The sequence below is a fragment of the Pectobacterium jejuense genome (assembly GCF_026800125.1).
Taxonomy (GTDB): Bacteria; Pseudomonadota; Gammaproteobacteria; order Enterobacterales; family Enterobacteriaceae; genus Pectobacterium; species Pectobacterium jejuense.
On the sequence record NZ_JAPQKX010000017.1, the window covers coordinates 21,451 to 41,648 of the forward strand.

General features: G+C 56.1%; 16 protein-coding genes. 10 read left to right on the top strand and 6 right to left on the bottom strand.

The window, feature by feature from the left end:
• Positions 1 to 194: 194 nt before the first annotated feature.
• Both hemL and NXT09_RS21245 read left to right on the top strand, forming a co-directional pair.
• Positions 195 to 1,475, top strand: coding sequence for a glutamate-1-semialdehyde 2,1-aminomutase (hemL, locus tag NXT09_RS21240; RefSeq protein ID WP_193397716.1), 1,281 nt, complete (start codon positions 195 to 197; stop codon positions 1,473 to 1,475).
• A gap of 159 nt (positions 1,476 to 1,634) precedes the next feature.
• Positions 1,635 to 2,258, top strand: a complete 624-nt coding sequence (locus tag NXT09_RS21245; RefSeq protein ID WP_268581086.1) for a glutathione S-transferase family protein — start codon at positions 1,635 to 1,637, stop codon at positions 2,256 to 2,258.
• 27 nt (positions 2,259 to 2,285) lie between these two features.
• Here the strand turns inward: NXT09_RS21245 and NXT09_RS21250 are convergent, their stop codons facing one another.
• Entirely contained in the window at positions 2,286 to 3,746 is a 1,461-nt protein-coding gene (locus NXT09_RS21250) for an aminotransferase-like domain-containing protein (RefSeq protein ID WP_268581087.1), read from the bottom strand.
• Between the two features lie 135 nt (positions 3,747 to 3,881).
• On the opposite strand from NXT09_RS21250, the gene NXT09_RS21255 reads away from it, so the two are divergent.
• The gene (locus NXT09_RS21255) at positions 3,882 to 4,472 is read left to right on the top strand and encodes a LysE family translocator (RefSeq protein WP_240583565.1); all 591 of its coding nucleotides are present in this window, start codon (positions 3,882 to 3,884) and stop codon (positions 4,470 to 4,472) included.
• Positions 4,473 to 4,514: 42 nt separating this feature from the next.
• On the opposite strand, the gene fhuB is transcribed toward NXT09_RS21255, so the two are convergent.
• From fhuB to hrpB, 5 genes are all read right to left on the bottom strand, one after another.
• The gene (gene fhuB, locus NXT09_RS21260; protein WP_268581088.1) at positions 4,515 to 6,545 is read right to left on the bottom strand and encodes a Fe(3+)-hydroxamate ABC transporter permease FhuB; all 2,031 of its coding nucleotides are present in this window, start codon (positions 6,543 to 6,545) and stop codon (positions 4,515 to 4,517) included.
• Positions 6,538 to 7,464: a Fe(3+)-hydroxamate ABC transporter substrate-binding protein FhuD gene (gene fhuD, locus NXT09_RS21265; protein WP_268581089.1), complete on the bottom strand. Its 927-nt coding sequence runs from the start codon at positions 7,462 to 7,464 to the stop codon at positions 6,538 to 6,540. The genes fhuB and fhuD overlap by 8 nt, the downstream gene beginning before the upstream one ends.
• A gap of 16 nt (positions 7,465 to 7,480) precedes the next feature.
• Positions 7,481 to 8,278, bottom strand: coding sequence for a Fe3+-hydroxamate ABC transporter ATP-binding protein FhuC (fhuC, locus tag NXT09_RS21270; RefSeq protein WP_039486665.1), 798 nt, complete (start codon positions 8,276 to 8,278; stop codon positions 7,481 to 7,483).
• Positions 8,279 to 8,873: 595 nt separating this feature from the next.
• The gene (gene mrcB / locus NXT09_RS21275; protein WP_268581090.1) at positions 8,874 to 11,354 is read right to left on the bottom strand and encodes a bifunctional glycosyl transferase/transpeptidase; all 2,481 of its coding nucleotides are present in this window, start codon (positions 11,352 to 11,354) and stop codon (positions 8,874 to 8,876) included.
• A 102-nt stretch (positions 11,355 to 11,456) separates the two neighbouring features.
• The gene (gene hrpB, locus NXT09_RS21280; RefSeq protein ID WP_268581091.1) at positions 11,457 to 13,937 is read right to left on the bottom strand and encodes an ATP-dependent helicase HrpB; all 2,481 of its coding nucleotides are present in this window, start codon (positions 13,935 to 13,937) and stop codon (positions 11,457 to 11,459) included.
• Positions 13,938 to 14,029: 92 nt separating this feature from the next.
• On the opposite strand from hrpB, the gene thpR reads away from it, so the two are divergent.
• The 7 genes from thpR (at position 14,030) to panB (ending at position 20,070) form a co-directional block, all read left to right on the top strand.
• A complete protein-coding gene (gene thpR / locus NXT09_RS21285; protein WP_268581092.1) occupies positions 14,030 to 14,560 on the top strand; it encodes an RNA 2',3'-cyclic phosphodiesterase in 531 nt (176 codons plus the stop codon).
• Positions 14,561 to 14,595: 35 nt separating this feature from the next.
• Positions 14,596 to 15,300 carry a DNA/RNA nuclease SfsA gene (gene sfsA / locus NXT09_RS21290; RefSeq protein ID WP_268581093.1) on the top strand — a complete coding sequence of 235 codons (705 nt, stop codon included), beginning with the start codon at positions 14,596 to 14,598 and terminating at the stop codon, positions 15,298 to 15,300.
• Positions 15,301 to 15,568: 268 nt separating this feature from the next.
• Positions 15,569 to 16,024, top strand: a complete 456-nt coding sequence (dksA, locus tag NXT09_RS21295; protein WP_005969032.1) for an RNA polymerase-binding protein DksA — start codon at positions 15,569 to 15,571, stop codon at positions 16,022 to 16,024.
• Between the two features lie 128 nt (positions 16,025 to 16,152).
• Entirely contained in the window at positions 16,153 to 17,085 is a 933-nt protein-coding gene (gluQRS, locus tag NXT09_RS21300; protein ID WP_268581094.1) for a tRNA glutamyl-Q(34) synthetase GluQRS, read from the top strand.
• 139 nt (positions 17,086 to 17,224) lie between these two features.
• Entirely contained in the window at positions 17,225 to 18,637 is a 1,413-nt protein-coding gene (gene pcnB, locus NXT09_RS21305; protein WP_268581108.1) for a polynucleotide adenylyltransferase PcnB, read from the top strand.
• The gene (gene folK, locus NXT09_RS21310) at positions 18,634 to 19,164 is read left to right on the top strand and encodes a 2-amino-4-hydroxy-6-hydroxymethyldihydropteridine diphosphokinase (protein ID WP_268581095.1); all 531 of its coding nucleotides are present in this window, start codon (positions 18,634 to 18,636) and stop codon (positions 19,162 to 19,164) included. The genes pcnB and folK overlap by 4 nt, the downstream gene beginning before the upstream one ends.
• 108 nt (positions 19,165 to 19,272) lie before the next feature.
• Positions 19,273 to 20,070, top strand: coding sequence for a 3-methyl-2-oxobutanoate hydroxymethyltransferase (gene panB / locus NXT09_RS21315; RefSeq protein WP_268581096.1), 798 nt, complete (start codon positions 19,273 to 19,275; stop codon positions 20,068 to 20,070).
• Positions 20,071 to 20,198: the final 128 nt, after the last annotated feature.

Consider the following 20,198-nt stretch of genomic DNA (forward strand, 5'->3'; position numbering starts at 1 on the left):
AAACGTTCAAGATTTGACAGCTGTTGTTGAAATAATCGCCGCATTATGCCGCCTCATCCACCACACAGCCAGTACTCTCTGTGGGTATGGTGCGGTGTGTTTTCAAGTGAAAACCCGCACAGCGATTTCATAACGGCGGTCAGTTCATTAGAATACCCCTACATTTTACGATCAAGACCAGTCAGGACCGCGTAATGAACAAATCTGAAAGCCTGTATGCTGCGGCACAGCAACTTATTCCCGGCGGTGTGAACTCACCCGTTCGTGCTTTTAACGGCGTTGGCGGTACTCCGCTGTTCATCGAACGGGCTGATGGCGCTTATCTCTATGACGCTGACGAACAAGCGTATATTGATTACGTGGGATCGTGGGGCCCGATGGTGCTGGGTCACAATCATCCGGCTATCCGTGATGCGGTAATCGCGGCAGCAGAACGCGGCCTGAGCTTTGGCGCACCGACAGAAATGGAAGTGCAGATGGCACGTCTGGTCACCTCGCTGGTGCCGAGTATGGATATGGTGCGGATGGTCAACTCCGGTACGGAGGCCACCATGAGCGCGATCCGTCTGGCGCGTGGTTACACCGGCCGCGATAAAATCATCAAATTTGAAGGCTGCTACCACGGACACGCCGACTGCCTGCTGGTGAAAGCCGGTTCCGGCGCGCTGACGCTGGGCCAGCCTAATTCCCCCGGCGTTCCCGCCGACTTTGCTCGCCACACGCTGACCTGCGTCTATAACGATCTGTCATCCGTTCGCGCCGCATTTGAACAATATCCTGACGAGATCGCTGCGATTATTGTCGAACCGGTTGCGGGCAACATGAACTGCGTTCCACCGCTGCCGGATTTCCTTCCCGGCCTGCGTGCCCTGTGTGACGAGTTTGGTGCCCTGTTCATTATCGATGAAGTGATGACCGGCTTCCGTGTCGCACTGGCGGGTGCACAGTCGCACTACGGCGTGGTGCCGGATCTGACCTGTCTGGGGAAAATCATCGGCGGCGGCATGCCAGTCGGCGCATTCGGCGGCAAGCGTGAAGTCATGCAGGCGCTGGCACCAACCGGTCCGGTTTATCAGGCGGGAACGCTGTCCGGTAACCCGATCGCCATGGCCGCAGGCTTTGCCTGTTTAACCGAAGTGGCGAAACCCGGCGTACATGAAAAACTCACCGCGTTGACCAATCAGCTGGCTGATGGCCTGCTGGCTGCCGCGAAAGCCGAAAACATTCCGCTGGTGGTGAATCAGGCGGGCGGCATGTTCGGCCTGTTCTTCACGGATGCCGAGAGCGTCACCTGCTATCAGGATGTGATGAAGTGCGACGTCGAGCGCTTTAAGCTGTTCTTCCACATGATGCTGGAAGAAGGAATTTACCTCGCGCCGTCCGCGTTTGAAGCGGGCTTTATGTCGCTGGCGCATACGCCACAGGACATCGATCGCACCATCGAAGCCGCACAGCTCTGCTTCTCACGTCTGTAAAAGCGTATCTCGACGGCGTCATTCCCTGACACTGACGCCGTCGCATTCCCCCTTCTCCCCCGCTCCCTACTTTTTTCACGGCGACTATCATTCGAGAATGACAAGCCCTCTTAAATTGGTTATGAGTAAGTCTATTTTCCTGAAAATAGCGGAGAGGTCATGTTAAAGATTCTGGGACGCACGTCGTCGATCAACGTTCGGAAAGTGCTATGGCTGTGTGATGAGTTGGCGATTCCCTTCGACCGCGAAGACTGGGGCGAAGGTTATCAGTCACCGCAATCACCGGCGTTTCTGGCGCTCAATCCCAATGCCATGATACCGGTTATTCAGGACGACGATTTTGTCATGTGGGAATCGAACGCCATTATACGTTACCTCGCCAACGCGAAGGACGGAGCCTGGCTCTACCCGCAAGAGCCGCGTAGCCGAGCCTCTATCGATCAATGGATCGACTGGCAAGCCAACGAGCTCAATCCCTCATGGCGTTACGCCTTTATGTCGCTGGTGCGCCAGTCTCCCGCGCATCAAGATCCCCAGCTCCTGACAGCATCCTGCAATCTTTGGTCGCGCACGATGGGCATTTTGAATCAGCAATTAGAGAGAACCGGTCACTACGTTACAGGACTGGCGTTTACGCTGGCAGATATTCCCATCGGGCTATCGGTGAACCGCTGGTATGAAACGCCGCTGGAACACACTGACTATCCCGCCGTCCGCGCCTACTATGGGCGCTTAAGCGAACGCGTAGGTTACCTGACCTGGGGACGCAACGGCACGCCATAAAACTATTCATAATAGCGACTCATAAAACTACTCTGCGCTACCCGGATCGATACCGCTCATCTCACACGCCAGCGCCCCCGCACGCTTAAGCGCATACGTGTAGCGTTCATCAAACGGGTAGCAGCACGATAGCCGAAGCGCGTGCTTACAGCGGCCGCTCAGCGTGTAGAGCTCTCCGGGCGTGACGCAAATTTTCTCTTGCAGCAGACGATGAAATAGCTCAACGCCATCCACGCCGCCCGGTAACTCCAGCCAGAAGACAAAACCGCCCTGCGGCTGCGTCGCGCGTGTCCCCTGCGGAAAATGCCGGGCAATCAGCCCACGCGCCTCATCCATCTGCGCGGCATAGCGGCGGCGCAGCGTGCGTAGATGGTGATCGTAACCGCCGGACTCCAGAAACTGCGCCAGCGTTTCCGATAGCAGCGCCGATTCCGCCATTGACGATACCGCTTTCAGCCGCGCCACTTTGGCACGGAAACGGCCCGACGCCATCCAGCCGATGCGGAAATCAGGTGCCAGCGTTTTCGTGAAGCTGGAGCAGTAAATCACCCAGCCGTCGCGGTCGAAAGCTTTCACCGTCGGCGACAGCGGCCAGGTAAACTGAAGTTCGCTGTATAACCCATCCTCGATCAGCGGAACCTGATAATCGTTCACCAGCTTTGCCAGCCGTTTTTTATCCGCTAGCGTCATACTGCATCCCAGCGGATTCTGGGCGTTCGGCATGGCAATAATCGCCTGTAGCCGCCCCTCTGACAGCAGCAGTTCCAACGCATCCAGCGCAAGGCCGCGTTGCGGATCGGTGGGAATTTCCACCGTTTTCAATCCCAGACTGGCAAGCAGAGGAAAGAGATAAAAATAGGTTGGCGTTTCCAGCCCCACACAGTCGCCCGGCTGCGTGACCGTGCGTAGCGCCAGCTGTAGCGCCTCCATACAGCCGTGGGTGATCGTGATGTCTTCACGGGTCAATGTCATACCCAAATCCATCGCCCGCCGCGCCACTTCGCGCCGCAGCCGTTCACTGCCCGGCGGCAGTGCATAGCGGCCAATCAGGTCGGGCTGTCGCCGCAGCAAGGAAGCGGCAATACGGCTGATTTTTTCGGTCGGATAGAAATCGGCATGCTGCGGGCACGCCAGAGAAATGTTGGTGTAATCCGGATGCGTCTGGGCAGCGAATACGGTATCGATCAGATCCAGTTGCTCACTGCCCGGCACAATCACCTGCGCACGGTGGGGCTTGCTCTCCGTCAGCGACGGCAGACGTCCTCGCACAAAGTAGCCAGATTGCGGCCGTGCTTCGATCAACCCACGATCTTCGAGAATACGCCAGGCATTCAGCACCGTATTCACACTGACCTGATGCGATCCCGCGACGCGACGAATAGAAGGCAGGCGACTTCCCGGCGCTAGCGTCCCTTGATGAATCGCCGTGGCGAAGGTTTCCGCGAGCTGTTGATAGAGCGTACTTTCTTGTGAGTCGATAATGGACACAGTTCCCCCGCCAGCCGATGAGTACAGTTAACGATTAATGCATTTTGTACCCATAACAATAATCATTTTGTGTATCTGTAACCATTTCTTTTTTCTGCCTACCATAGTGTTCTCCCCCATCATCAGGATCACACCATGCTCGACCCTTCTTTTTTCAGCTACGTCACCGTCATGTCTATCACGCCGGGGCCCAATAATCTGCTGCTGGCAACGTCAGGTGTCAATTTTGGCCTGCGCCGAACGTTACCGATGCTGATGGGTATTTTAATTGGCTGTGCGCTACAAACGGCGCTGATGGGGGTGGCATTGGAGCTTTTGCTGAGCTGGCTGAGCGCGATCCGCCTTCCCCTTACCGTGCTGGGGTGTGTCTATCTGCTGTGGCTATCGTGGAAAATCGTGCGCTCATCGGCACCAGAATTACACGGGCGAGTACAGCCGATGACCGTACTGCAAGGGACGTTATTTCAGGCGGTGAACCCGAAGGCCTGGCTGATGTCCAGCAACATCGCGCTGCTTTATACCGCCAGCAATGGTATTTTCACCACAATGATCGCTTTCATGGCACTCAATCTGCCCTGCATTTTAGTTTGGGCCGTGCTCGGCGATCGCATCGGCAAACATCTTCAGGAACCGTGGAAACTGAAAGCCTTCAACGGCATCATGGCGCTTTCTCTGGTGCTCACCACGTTCTGGATGCTGGTCGAAGCTATTAACGTCCCTAGCTAATCACACGATCTCGGCGGGCTTCCCTCCCCGCCGAGGCTCGCGCTATTTCACCTGTTTACGCAATAGATAAACAAAGTAAGGCGCACCGATAAACGTCGCGAGCAGCCCTGCCGGAATCTGCGCTGGAAAGAGAATCATCCGGCCAAACCAGTCCGCAATGACCATCAGCGCGCCGCCAATCAATGCCGAACAGGCGATTTGCGGCAACACGCGGCTAAAGCCCAGCATCCGCGCCATGTGGGGTGCCATTAACCCCACAAAGCTCATCGGGCCGACCATCAGGGTTGCCATCGCGGTCAGTACTGATGCCAGCAGCAAAACCAGCAGGCGAACCGGCGTAACGGCCACGCCAAGCGCTCTGGCCGTAGTGGTGCCAAGCGGCAGAATACGCAGCCAGCGCTGGCATAGCGGGACAATCAACAGCAGCAGAACGGCAATCACCGCCGTACGTATCGCGTCAGTCGGTTCGACCGCATAGGTTGATCCCGACAGCCAGGTCAACACGGTACCCATACGCGGATCGCCACTGGCCAGCAGCAGCGCAATGACGGTGGTGAACGCCATACTCAGTGCGATCCCCGCCAGCAGCATACGCTGCGTGGAGAACCCACCGCGACCAGCGATAATCACCATGACCAGCAGCGTCAATGCCGCGCCCGCACTACCAGCCGGAAGCAGCCACACGAACGCATTGCCGGGAATGAAAAACAGCAAAATAATGACGCCAAACGATGCGCCGGAGCTAATCCCCAGCACTTCCGGGCTCCCCATCGGGTTACCCGTCAGTTTCTGTATTAGCGTCCCCGCCACCGCCAGCATCACCCCAGCGGTTAGCGCCGCCAGCACCCGAGGCCAGCGCCATGAAAGCAACTGCGTTAACACATCGCCGCCGCCCCACTGCCAGCCGTCGGCATCTTTCCCTAACATCAGCGCAGTCATCACCACCATTCCCAGCAGCATGATGCCGAGTACCAGCCACGTTCCCCACAGGCGACGTTCAGCCGTCGGCGTACTGCTGCTGTCGACCATCGCAGGTTGACCGCTATTACGCAGGCGCGGCAGCAGCCACAGTAGCAGCGGCGCGCCAATCAGCGCCGTCGCGGCGCCCGTTGGGACGTCAAGCCATACGTGGCTCAGCCAGATAACGCCCTGATCGGTAACGCCAAGCAGCAGCGCCCCCAGCAGCGGTGCTAATAAAAGGCGGTGAAGTAACCGCCGTGCGCCCAGCATTTTCGCCAGCAGCGGTGCAAACAGGCCGATGAAACCGATAATTCCCGCCGCATTCACCAGTTGAGCACACAGGAAAATCCCCAGCCCAAGCGCGCTCAGGCGTGCCAGCGATAGCCCAAGCCCCAGGTTACGCGCGACGCCATCATCCAGCCCCAACAGCGTTAGCGGACGAATCAACAGCAGCGCCAGACAGAAACACACCAGAAGACGCGGGAGAACAAACTGCACATTGCTCCAGTCCTGCTGGTTCAATACGCCGCTGCTCCACAGGAACAGGCCCTGTAGCTGCTCATGATGGAAGAGCGCCAGCAATTGGTTGACCGCGCTACAGTAGAAACTCAGCACCAGCCCCGCCAGTATCAGCGTCACGGGTGATAAACGTTTGCCCCAGGCGACGCCAAAGACCAACGCGCCAACCACAAGCGCCCCAGCCATAGCCGCGATCTGCTGGAGCCATGCGCCACCGGGCAGCGCCCACAGCGTGACCACGGTGATCCCGAGTTGTGCGCCCGTGGCGATCCCCAGCGTTGACGGCTCGGCCAGCGGGTTACGCAAGACCTGCTGGAACAGTACGCCGCACAGCCCCAGCCCCGCGCCAATCAGCAGCGCCAGCACCATGCGAGGCAACAGGCTGTAGTGAAACAGCAACTGCTGCATATTATTCAAGGCAGGCTGAGTCAGCCCTTCAAGCCACTGTGATACCGGTAATTGCTGCTGCAAATTGTAGCTGCCCATCCCCAGAATCACGATCAGCAGAAAACCAATCAGTACCACTGGAAGCACCAGCGGATGAGCAACGTGCTTGTGCGCGTGCGAGGCACCGACAGACAGAGGATTAGGCATGTTTTCTCGCCTCCAGAGCCTGATTTAATACGCGGCAGAAGCGCATCGCCGAGAGCGTTCCGCCGTATAACCAAACGGCAGGCACACGTTGCAAACGCTGGTTACGCACAAACGGCATGGCCTGCCAGAGCGGGTTCTTATCAAGCTGTGCGCTGATGGCGCTATCGCCATGCTCGAAGCAAAGCACGTTAGCATCACCGACGTCTGCCAGACTTTCAATGCCCACAATCGTACTGCCCCAGAAGCTGGTTTCACCACGCCAGGCATTTTCTATCCCAACATGATCCATCACTTCCTGAAAAAGGCTGTTCTTGCCAATCACCAGCACATGGCGGCTGTCGACCAGCGTGATGAGCAACAGAGGCCGCTGGGTATAAGGCTGGAGTGTGATTTTTTCCTGCTGGAGAAACTGCGCCAACTCCGTCAGATGCCGTTCACCGGTCGCTTTCATATTGAGCGCATCGGCCAGCTTCATGACCGAAGCCTGTGCCGACGTCAGCGGTTTTCCCTGTTCGTTGCTGAAGCCAAAGCCCAGCAGCGGAGAAATACGGGACATTTTTTCGACCGAAGGGCCGTAGCCTTCAGAGTAAAGAATCAGCGACGGACGAATCTGCGTCAGCAATTCCAGATTAGGCTCGGTACGCAGCCCCACATCAATCACCGATTCAGGCAACGCGGGCTCTTTCACCCACAGATTGTAGTTATGCTTATCTGCAATCGCGAAGGGCGTGATGCCCAACGCCAGAAGCAGTTCAACAGGCAACCACTCCAGCGCCACAATGCGGTTTAAATCGGGAAATGTAGCAGGTGCTCCCTTGCTCGCCGCCGAATAAACCAGCGGTGACAGCAGCAGCGCCGTCAGCAAACGACGGCGTAGCGGATCGGGAGAATATGGAGAAGAAAAACGTTCAGGCATCATGAGCAGGAAAACCAAGTTAACACACAAAGCTGACCGGCGCACCACCGGCCGGATGAGGCAGAATGCCCATGGGAATGCCGTAGATATTTTCCAGCACGTCCCCTTGCATCAGCGCGACAGGCTCACCCTGTGCAATCATTTTGCCACCGCGCAACGCCACCAGATGATCGCAGTAGCGCGCCGCCATGTTGATATCATGCAACACTGCAATAACGGTGATGCCGCGCTCGCGGCTCATACGCTGAATCAGCGCCAGCACCTCAACCTGATGCGCAATATCCAGTGCGGAGGTCGGTTCATCCAGTAACAGGCAGCGGCTATCTTGCGCCACCGTCATCGCCAGCCAGGCTCGCTGCCGTTCACCGCCGGACAGGCTATCCACCAGACGGTTAGCGAACGGTTTCAACCCCACCAGCGTGATGGCTTCTTCGACCTTTTCCCGATCGGCGCTGCCGAAGCGGCCTAATGCGCCATGCCACGGGTAGCGTCCTACGGCAACCAGCTCACGCACGGTCATCCCTTCGGCAGCGGGAAGCTGCTGCGGTAAATAAGCGACCTGACGGGCGAACAATTTGCTATCCCAGCTTCCGGTCGCCTGTTCGCCCAGCAATGCAGTACCGCCGCTGGCAGGCTGGTGACGGCCAAGAATTTTCAGCAAGGTCGATTTGCCCGAGCCGTTGTGTCCAATCAGACCGCACACTTTCCCCACAGGGAACGTAATAGATAAAGGGTGTAACAACGTGCGTCCAGCAACGGAAAAACTGACATCGTCCAGTCTGAAAGTGGTATCAGGCAGTACAGTTTGATTTTGCATAACGTTTTTGGTTTGTAATGTCACCGAAGGAAAGGGGTGAGCAGAATTCACTATTCCCGTAATCGTCGATCTAAAAGAGAACGATAATGATTACGATAAAGGCAGCATGATAGGCGCAACGGAATACCAATCGCAAGACTTTTACCCGTCAGCACCAGAGCGGCGTGGCCGGAAAAGTGGTATCAGGTAGGATGTGGTGCTTAGCCCAAAATAGTAGAGAAAAAAAATGCCCACAGACTCAGCCTATTAGGTACATTTTACGCCACTATTAAGGCGGTTTCGTGCGCGATAATACCGTTATTTTCATGCTACCTTGTAGCACGCGCCCGACATAGGGGGCTACGCCAGCCCCCTATGAACCCCGGCTTTTGGCGGGAATTATGCCGCTAAAGCGGTGCCTTCGTCGGTATCAGGCTTAGAGGACCGCTTGCGACACGTTCCTGACGTGGCGCAAGCTTTCGCCGCGTCCATGCGGCTCATCCTAAGCCTGCTATCTCCTCAGCATAATTTTTTACGCCGGATAACGACAAAACACGTGATACCCCTGTCTTTGTCTATAAGAGACAATAGATTAACCGGGGGCAGTGAGAAGAGCTTATTGACCAAACATTTCTTTGATCCAGTCAGCGACGCCTTCTCCGTTTTGCTGGTCCTGCTGTGCTGAAGGCTGTGGCTGGCCAGCCTGACACAACGCCTGCGGATTATCCGTCCAGACCGGCAGTACGCGTCCGGCGCTGCTGCCGTTGCAGATAAAGTTACCGCTGGCATCCACCGCCATGGTCGTAATGCCTTCCGGCGGCGTCAGCATTAACGGCAGCGGCGTTTGGTTTTCCAGATAGCGACGATAAATCGTCAGCGCACCGTTCGCCCCAGTCAACTTGGCCGGGCCGTTGTTATCGCGCCCTACCCAGCTAATCGCCACTTCTTTACCGTCGATTCCGGCAAACCAGCTGTCACGCAGGTCATTGGTGGTACCGGTTTTCGCGGCCAGATGATAATTCGGGAATTTCACCGCCAGCGAGCGCGACGTACCACGTTCGACAACCTGTTGCATGCCATACAGCGTCAGATAAGCCGCCTGCGCCGGAACCGCGCGTTCCGCCTGCGGGAAGCTCTGATACAGCACCGTACCGTCTTCCGCAATCACCGAACGCAGCGAGGAAAGCGGTGCGCGGTTGCCACCGCTGGCGATCGTCTGATATTCCTGCGCCACTTCCATCGGCGTCAGACTGATCGCACCCAGCAGCATCGCTGGTACAGGCTCAATCACGTTTTCCGGAATCCCTAAACGCTTCAGCGTTTCCGTAATCTGATTCAGCCCCACGGCCATACCCAGATTGACGGTCGGCACGTTCAGCGAGTTCGCCAGCGCATCGACCAGCATGACGCGCCCACGGAACTGGCGATCGTAGTTCTTCGGCTGCCACAGTTGCCCGTTAGGCTGTTTGATTGACAGCGGTTCATCCGCCAGCAGGGTATTCAGACGATAGGTGTCCGGTTGGCTCAGCGCGGTCAGGTAGGTCGGCGGCTTAGCCAGCGACCCGACAGGACGACGCGCCTGTAGCGCTCGGTTAAACCCGGCGTACTGCGTTTGAGCGCCGCCAACCATCGCGCGGACTTCGCCGCTGAAACGATCGACAATCACCATCGCCGCTTCCAGATCGCTGACGTTACGGCCTGCGCGCAGTGCCGGAACCCCGACTTCTACCGCTTTTTCCGCCGCATCCTGCGAGACCGGATCGAGCGTGGTAAAGATCTTCACGCCCGAGAGATCGTTAACCTTGTCGCCAAGCCGCTGTTGCAGTTCCTGACGCACCAGTTGCATAAACGCCGGCTGCGGGCTGATGACGCCACCTTTCGGCTGTACGCCCAGCGGACGCGCACTCAGCATGTTGTACAGATCGGCATCAATAACCTGCTGATTCTGCAACAGACGCAGCACCAAATTGCGTCGTTCTAACGTAATCTGTGGGTTACGCCACGGGTTATACAGCGATGCCCCTTTCACCATCCCGACCAGCAGCGCCTGCTGATCGAGGCTCAGTTCATTCACCGGACGGCCAAAGTAATACAGGCTGGCAAGCGGGAAGCCGCGGATCTGATCGTTACCGCTCTGACCGAGATACACTTCGTTCAGATACAGCTCAAGAATACGATCCTTGCTGTAGCGATAATCCATGATCAGCGCCATATAGGCTTCGTTAGCTTTACGCCACAGCGAACGCTCGTTAGTCAGAAACAGGTTCTTAACCAACTGCTGCGTCAGCGTACTGCCGCCCTGAACCGCGCGCCCCGCCGTGATGTTCGCCAAGAACGCACGACCAATGGAGTACAGGCTGATGCCATCGTGTTCATAAAAGTGACGATCTTCGGTCGCGACCAGCGTATCCACCAGCAGATCGGGGAAACCAGCACGCGGTACGAACAAACGCTGTTCGCCATTCGGCGACTGCATCATGGTGATCAGCTTCGGATCGAGACGGAAAAAGCCGAAGTTACGCTGGTTGTCCAGATTCTGGATCTGCGACAGGCGATCGTTGGCAAACGTTAAGCGCGCCTGAATCTGCCCTTCTTTCCCATCGGGAAAATCAAACGGACGGCGCAGCATATCAATGCTGTTGCCACGCACGCTGAATTCACCCGGACGGGTAATGCGGCTCACCTGACGGTATTGCATGCCTTCCAGCAGACTGATCATCTCTTTCTGGCTATAGGCCATGCCCGGCTCAAGGTTGACCATGCGGCCATAGACAGCGGCCGGCAACTGCCAGACTTTGCCTTCAATACGGCTGCGGATCTGGCTGTCGAGGTACACGCCATAGATCGCCATCGCCACGGCAAAGATCAGGAACAGCTTGATCGCCAGTCCCAGCCAGCGCCGTCTTCTTTGCGATTTACGCGTCATGGTGTCATCGCCGTCGTAATCATCATCGTCGTCATAGTCGTCCTGATAATCGTCATAATCTTCATCATCATAGTCGTCATCCCTGCGACGTCGTATGGCCTGCTTGCGCTCAGGCTTTCGTTTTGGCGCTTTCCCTTTGCGTCCGATAGGTTCGCGGTCATCCCGAGACATTACAATAACTTCTCCATCAGGTTGTTCACGGCTATCTGCTCTGCGCTCAAGCCGCCTACTCTGTTTCCAGCCCCTTTTTTCGGAAAGCGGAAACGTCTGAAATTAGTGATTCTGATATTTCTTGGTACGTCTCGTCGGAGCCGTATTCGCCGGATCGTCCGGCCAGACATGCTTGGGGTAACGCCCCTTCATCTCTTTTTGCACCTCGCGGTACGTGCCTTGCCAGAATGCGGCGAGATCCCGCGTAATTTGTAGTGGACGCTGTGCGGGTGATAAAAGTTCCAATACCAGCGCCACGCGACCTTCCGCCAGCAGCGGGCTCTGCTGCTCACCGAACATTTCCTGCATCCGCACCGACAGCACCGGAGGCTTATCGTCATAATAGGCGATAGGCAAGCGACTGCCGCCGGGTGCCGTGTAGTGTGTAGGCAGTGCGCTATCCAGCCGCTGGCGCAGCGACCAATCCAGCAGCCGCAACAGCGCATCGCTCAAATTTATCTGGTGCAGCGCCCGTAAATCACGCACGCCGGCAAGTGACGGCTGTAGCCAGATTTCCAGCGTCGCCAGCAGCGCTTCCTCATCCACTCGCGGCCAGTCAAGCTCAGGCAACCACTGATGAGCACACTGTAGCCGGGCGCGTAGCTGCAACGCCGCAGCATCCCAGTTTAATGCATCAATCCCCTGTTCCCGAATCCAGGATAACAGCGCCTGCTGCAGCGCTTCATCGGAAGGCTTGTTCAGCGGGCGCGTTCGCAGAGTCAGACTACCTATCTGGTCACGCTGGCTGGCGCGCAGAGTACCCTTTTCTTCGTCCCAGTGCACCACGTTATGTTCATTTATTAGTCCGGGTAGCCGCCGTTCCAGCCGCTCAATATCCAGCGGCAACGCCAGCAAGATCCGTGCCTCTGCGTTCTGCTTGTTTTGTGCTGATCGATTGTTTTGCGCTGATCGATTGTTTTGCAGCAGTGCGGGAGCCAGCAGCCACTCAGTGCCTGATAACGCCTCATCAGCCGACATCATCGCACCGCTGCCGTTAGCAAGCTGGTAGCGTCCATCCTGACTGCGCCGCCGGGCGATGCGGTCGGGAAAAGCCTGTGCCAGCAGCCAGTCGGCTTCCCCGCCGTCAATGCGCCCCGAAGCCGTCGATAAACGGCGTGTCAGCTGTTTTGCCCGCCGCAGCCAGTGTGGCAATGGGCGATGCAGCCAATCAGCCAGATTAATCGACCCGCTACGCGGCGGCTCTTCGAGGATCGCCGCCAGACATCCCGCGGTCGCCAATGCATCTGAACATTGCTGTGACGCGGCATACAGCATCGTCGCCAGTCGGGCATCGCAGCCTAACGCGGCGATCTTCCGCCCCTCGGCGGTCAACCGATCCTGTTCATCAGTAATACCAAGCTGGCGCAGCAGCTGACGCGCGGCATAAAGTGCAGGAGCGGGTGGCGTATCCAGCCAGGTTAACTGCGCCACATCGGTACAGCCCCACTGTAATAAATCCAGCCAGACGCTACTTAAATCACTGTTCAATATCTCGGCTTCGCTTTGCGCCGCCGCGCGTTCTGCCTGTTCACGCGAGCACAGATGCCAGCACATGCCGGGGCTCAAACGTCCGGCACGTCCGGCGCGCTGGACCATCGACGCCTGACTGATTCGCTGTGTCATCAGTCGGGTGATGCCGCTTTTCACATCAAAGCTGGCTACGCGCTCAAGGCCGCTATCCATCACCAGCCGGATCCCTTCAATCGTCAGGCTGGTTTCAGCAATATTGGTGGCTAACACCACCTTACGACGACCCGGCTCCGCGGGCAGAATCGCCTTTTGCTGCTCCGCCAGCGTCAACGCACCATATAAAGGGCAGAGATCCGTCTCGCTCGATACGCTATTTTCCAGCAGCGCCTGCACGCGGCGAATCTCCGCGACACCGGGCAAAAACAGCAGCAGCGAACCGTCTTCTTCACTGAGCAAACGCCGCACCTGCCGCGCAACGCCCTCTTCCAAACGCTCCTGACTGTTCAACGGCGCATAACACCGCTCAACCGGATAGCTGCGACCTTCGGACACCACACAGACGGCTCCCGGCAGCAGCGCCGCCAGCCGCGTATTGTCGAGCGTCGCGGACATAATCAGCAGCTTTAAATCATCACGCAGCCCTTGTTGGACATCAAGCAGCATCGCCAATGCCAAATCAGCCTGCACGCTGCGCTCGTGAAATTCATCAAGGATAATCAGCGCCACGCCTTGCAGTTCCGCATCCTGTTGCAGCAGACGAGTCAGCATGCCTTCGGTGACGACTTCCAGCTTCGTTGCATCACTCACACGGCTTTCCGACCGCATGCGATAACCTATCGTCTGCCCCGGTTCCTCACCGAGTTGCTGCGCCAGCCGCCAGGCCACGCTCTTCGCCGCCAGACGACGCGGCTCCAGCATGATGATACGCCCGTTCACATTGCCCTGTTGCAGCAATTGCAACGGCAGCCAGGTCGATTTCCCCGCCCCTGTTGGCGCATTAAGCAGCACCTGAGGCGCGGTATGTAGCGCCGTTATCACATCATCCAGCACGGCGCTGACGGGCGGTAAAATCACAGACATCTCCGTATAAAGTTAACTTTCAGCGGCGAGCATTGTAGCATCTGGATGAATGTAGCATCTGATGGAATCAGAACAGAGAGATCGCCATGTCAGCCACACGCCGCCTGTTTTTTGCCTTATCACTGCCGGAAACCACACAGCAAGAGATTCTCCGCTGGCGTGCCGAGCACTTCCCTCCGGAAGCCGGGCGTCCGGTCGCGGCGGCCAATTTTCATCTGACGCTGGCGTTTTTAGGCGATGTCAGCGAGCAAAAAGCGCAGGCCTTACAGATATTGGCAGGCCGCATCCGTCAGCCCACTTTTTCCCTTACGCTGGATGACGCCGGGCACTGGCCGCGCCCCGGCGTGGTCTGGTTGGGCTGCCGTCGTGCGCCACGCGGGCTGTTACAGTTGGCGGAACTGCTGCGATCTCAGGCCGCGCGCAACGGCTGCTATCAAACGGCATTGCCGTTTCACCCACACATTACGTTATTGCGTGGCGCGACTCGCCCCGTTGCGATTCCCCCCGCCACCTTTAGCTGGCAGGTCGACATGACGCACTTTTCGCTTTACGAGTCACTTTTCGACAATGGCAAAACCCGCTATCAGCAGTTAGAAAGCTGGTCATTTATTAAATGAATGACCAAGCGGATGAACGATAAAACAGGATACGCATGAACTATACCCCACGTTTACAACCTGCCCGGTTGATTAAACGTTACAAACGCTTTTTGGCCGATGTCGTGACCCCGGAAGGCGAAACGCTTACGCTGCACTGTGCCAATACCGGTGCGATGACGGGCTGTGCAACGCCCGGCGATACCGTCTGGTACTCCACATCGGATAACCCTAAGCGCAAGTATGCCCAGAGCTGGGAACTGACTGAAACACAACAAAATCACTGGATTTGTGTCAATACTCTGCGTGCCAACACATTATTGTACGAAGCCTTATTGGAGAATCGCATAGAAGAGCTGGCAGGCTACCCGGACGTAAAAACGGAAGTAAAATACGGTACGGAAAATAGCCGAGTCGACCTGCTTTTACAGGCGCCGGACAAGATTGACTGCTATATTGAGGTGAAATCCGTCACATTATTGCAACATGAATGTGGTTACTTTCCCGATGCGGTTACACTCAGAGGGCAAAAGCATCTGCGTGAACTGCAACAAATGGTTTCCAATGGAAAACGCGCAGTCCTTTTTTTCGCCGTGCTCCATTCAGGGATCCAGCAGGTTTCTCCCGCCCGGCATATTGATTCACGCTATGCGGAATTATTTATCGAAGCACAGCAGGCTGGGGTTGAAATTTTATGTTACGGCTCCACATTATGCCCTGACGGTATTACATTGACGCATAAGCTACCGTTGTTGGGATGACGTAAAAGCATTGCATAACACGCCGAACGTACTACTAAAGGCGTAACACGTTGTTTATTATTTAATGTAAGCAGGTTGTTCCTCACACTTTATCAGGCCGGTGTCAGGAAGCATTGCCAACCCCATCTTCATCTGCTATTTATAGCGGCCTGTTTTTTCCCCCCTTTGGGGGCCGATATACCCAGATAGCTGAAGTTACGGCCAACAACGCCGCAATTTCACTGCATAAAAGGGTATTATGCGTGTCGTGTTATGTAGGAGAAGCAACATGCAAGAAGGGCAAAACCGTAAGACATCTTCTCTGAGCATTCTCGCAATTGCCGGAGTAGAGCCGTACCAGGAGAAGCCGGGCGAAGAGTATATGAACGACGCTCAGCTGGCTCATTTCAAGCGTATTCTTGAAGCATGGCGCAACCAACTCATGGATGAAGTGGATCGTACGGTATCGCACATGCGCGATGAAGCCGCTAATTTCCCCGATCCCGTGGATCGCGCAGCGCAGGAAGAAGAGTTCAGTCTCGAACTGCGTAACCGTGACCGTGAGCGCAAGCTGATCAAGAAAATCGCCAAAACGCTGGTGAAAATCGAAGATGAGGATTTCGGATTCTGTGAATCCTGTGGCGTAGAGATTGGCATCCGCCGTCTGGAAGCACGCCCGACCGCCGATCTGTGTATCGACTGCAAAACGTTGGCAGAGATACGCGAAAAGCAAATGGCAGGCTAATTTTCCTGTCCAGAATCGGCTCCTGCCCGTCGCGGGGGCCGACTCCAGGAACGCTATCGCTGATGAATGATGTTCATCACTCTATCTTCTGTCTGGATAAAACGCTGACGAGATAGCATCAACCTCTTATGTCTGGAACAACTGGCTTCACCGAAACGCATCGTTATGTCGGGCGTTTTGCCCCCTCTCCTTCTGGTGACCTGCATTTTGGCTCACTGATCGCCGCACTCGGTAGTTATCTGCAAGCCCGTTCCCAACAAGGGCGCTGGCTGGTACGCATTGAAGACATCGACCCGCCACGGGAAATTCCCGGCGCAGCCTCCCGCATCCTTGCACAATTAGAACATTACGGTCTGTATTGGGACGGCGAGGTGATGTACCAGTCACAGCGGCATGCGCGTTACCGCGAGACCCTTCAGCAGCTTCACCAGCAGGGCATGAGCTACTACTGCACCTGTACGCGTAGCCGTATTCAGCAGCTAGGCGGGCACTATGACGGTTTTTGCCGGACGCGTAACCTGCCCTCCGATAACGCCGCGCTACGCCTGCGCCAGACAACGCCGGTATTTCACTTTCACGATAAATTGCGTGGCGAGCTGTATGCCGACACGGCACTCGCGCAGGAAGATTTTATTATCCACCGCCGCGATGGGCTGTTTGCCTATAATCTGGCCGTCGTGATCGACGATAACGATCAGGGGATTACGGAGATCGTGCGCGGTGCCGATCTGATCGAGCCGACAGTGCGGCAAATTTCGCTCTATCAGCAGTTGGGCTACGCGATCCCTACCTATGTTCATCTGCCGCTGGTGCTGAATACCGAAGGAAATAAGCTTTCCAAGCAGAATCATGCACCAGCACTGCCGAATAGCGATCCGCGCCCCGTACTGCTGGCTGCATTGCAATTCTTGAACCAACCGCTGCCGGAGAACAGTCAGGAGATGACGCTTGCCGCGCTTCTGGCCTGGTCTGTCGCGCACTGGTCACTTGATGTTGTTCCGTTACAGGCGGCAATAAACCCGTCCGCGATCACATCGGCATTCTCAAAGGGGCATTGGTGAGCTATGATTAGCCGCTATTTTTAGTGACGCACTCTCTTTGGCCGTCACATTTGCAGGCCGTCGCTGGGTCGACGTCAAAAACGTTTCCCAGAAATTTTTTGCTGTGCCGTTGATTTATCCATCACTATCGAGGTGTATTATCTTTTCCCGAGTTGCTAATTTTTGTCGTAAGGTACTGAATCGTGAGAACGAAATGGTCGAATCAGAGGAACCGCGCCAGCATCTGACGGTGATTCCGCGTGACCAACATACTATTTCACGCAGCGATATCAGCGATAACGCGCTGAAAGTACTTTATCGCCTGAACAAAGCGGGCTACGAGGCTTATCTGGTTGGCGGCGGCGTACGCGACCTGCTGCTGGGCAAAAAGCCGAAAGATTTTGATATCACCACTAACGCCACACCCGATCAGGTGCGCAAGTTATTCCGCAACTGTCGTTTGGTCGGGCGTCGTTTCCGTCTCGCCCACATCATGTTCGGGCCAGAGGTGATTGAAGTTGCCACGTTCCGTGGTCACCACGAACAGCATCAGGAACAGCAAGAAGTCAAAAACTCCTCTCAGCAGGCCCAAAGCGGCATGCTGTTACGCGACAATATTTTTGGTTCCGTTGAAGAAGACGCTCAACGCCGCGATTTCTCGATCAACAGTCTCTACTACAGCATTTCTGATTTCAGCGTACGTGACTATACCAATGGCCTGAACGATCTGCGTCAGGGCGTCATCCGTATGATTGGCGATCCCGAAACACGCTACCGTGAAGACCCGGTACGTATGCTGCGCGCCGTCCGTTTCGCCGCCAAGTTGAACATGACGGTAAGCCCGGAAACCGCTGAGCCGATTCCTCGTCTGGCCTCATTGCTGCACGATATTCCTGCGGCGCGTATGTTCGAAGAGTCACTGAAGCTGCTTCAGTCAGGTTATGGCTACCCAACCTATAAAATGCTGTGTGAATACCAGCTATTCCAGCCGCTTTTCCCGCTGCTGAGTCGCTACTTCACACCAAACGGCGATTCCACATTGGAGCGCATGGTTGCACAGGTGCTGAAAAATACCGATCAGCGTCTGCAAAATGACATGCGGGTCAATCCGGCATTTTTGTTTTCCGCCATGCTTTGGTATCCGCTGGTTGAGCATGCACAAAAGCTGGCTCAGGAAAGCGGTCTGGCTTACTTCGATGCCTTCTCGCTGGCGATGAACGATGTACTGGATGAACAGTGCCGTTCTCTGGCAATTCCTAAGCGCATTACGTCTTTAGTTCGTGATATTTGGCAGTTGCAAACGCGTCTGTCTCGTCGTCAGGGTAAACGCGCTTATAAACTGATGGAACACCCTAAATTCCGCGCCGCGTATGACCTGCTTTGCCTGCGTGCCGAAATCGAAAATCATCAGGAGCTGCTGCGTCTGGCTCAGTGGTGGGGAGAATTCCAGGTTGCCGCACCGCCGCGTCAGCAAAACATGCTGAAATCGCTTGATGACGGCCCGACACCACACCGCCGTTCCCGCCCTCGTCGACCGCGTAAACCGACAACGGCACGCAGAGATCAAGCATGACGATCCGTGTGTATCTGGCGCTGGGCAGCAATCTTGCCCAGCCTTTGCAACAGGTGCGCGCGGCCTTGTCTGCGCTGGACGCGATTCCACACACTCGCGTCGTTTGCTGCTCCTCATTTTATCGTAGCCGCCCGCTTGGCCCGCAGGATCAGCCAGACTACCTCAACGCCGTCGTTGAATTGGAAACCGCATTAGCGGCCGAATCGCTGCTGGATCACACACAGGCTATCGAACTGGAACAAGGTCGCGAGCGCAAGGAGCATCGCTGGGGCCCGCGCACGCTGGATCTGGACATTCTGCTGTTTGGCGATGTAATTATCCAGACTGAACGTCTGACCGTGCCGCATTACGACATGAAGAATCGTGAATTCATGCTCTACCCACTCGCGGAAATCGCTCCTGAACTGACATTCCCCGACGGCGAAACTCTCGCCCAGCGGTTAACCCACGTCGACCGCAACGGTCTGGCCCTATGGGATAATACGCAGTGGGATGACGAGAAGCCGACCGGAACATTCGGTCACTAATAATCCCCCCCATCTGTAACTTGAAGCGCGACGGGTATATCGCTACACGTCGGCTTACATTAGAATGTCCCCCTCAATTCTTCGCCCTATTGACATAGGAAGACCGTCATGAAACCGACGACTATCTCCCACTTGCGCCAATGGAAACAAGATCAGCGAAAATTCGCTACGATTACCGCTTACGACGCCAGTTTCTCTCGCTTATTTTTCGAGCAAGGCATCCGCGTGATGCTGGTGGGTGACTCACTGGGAATGACCGTGCAGGGTCACGATTCCACATTGCCCGTGACCACACACGATATCGTTTACCACACGCAGTGTGTCCGCCGTGGCGCACCGCTGGCGCTGGTTCTCTCCGATATGCCTTTTATGACCTATGCCACGCCGGAACAAACGTTCAGCCAGGCAGCAGAACTGATGCGCGCAGGCGCAAATATGGTGAAGCTGGAAGGCGGAAGTTGGCTTGCTCCGACGGTAAAAATGCTGACCGAACGCGCCGTGCCGGTTTGTGGTCATCTGGGTCTGACGCCGCAGTCCGTTAATATCTTCGGCGGCTATAAAATTCAGGGCCGGAGCGAAAGCGATGCCAATCAGCTGTTGGCCGATGCCCTCGCGCTTGAAGAAGCGGGTGCGCAGCTGCTCGTGCTGGAATGCGTGCCTGTTGCGCTGGCCAAGCGCGTAACAGACGCCCTGTCGATTCCGGTAATCGGTATTGGCGCAGGCAACGTGACCGACGGGCAGATTCTGGTCATGCATGATGCTTTCGGCATTACTGGTAACAACACGCCTAAGTTTGCCAAGAATTTTCTGGCGCCAAGCGGTGGTGATATCCGCGCGGCAGTGCGTTTGTATGCACAAGAAGTCGAACAGGGTATTTACCCGGCCGAAGAACATTCATTTCATTAAAAAACGAGCATTCCGTTAGTCGGGCTATGCCCTAAATAATTCGAGTTGCAGGAAGGCGGCAAGAGAAAGAATCCCGATGAGCTTACTTGAGTAAGTGATTCGGGTGAGTGAACGTAGCCAACGCACAT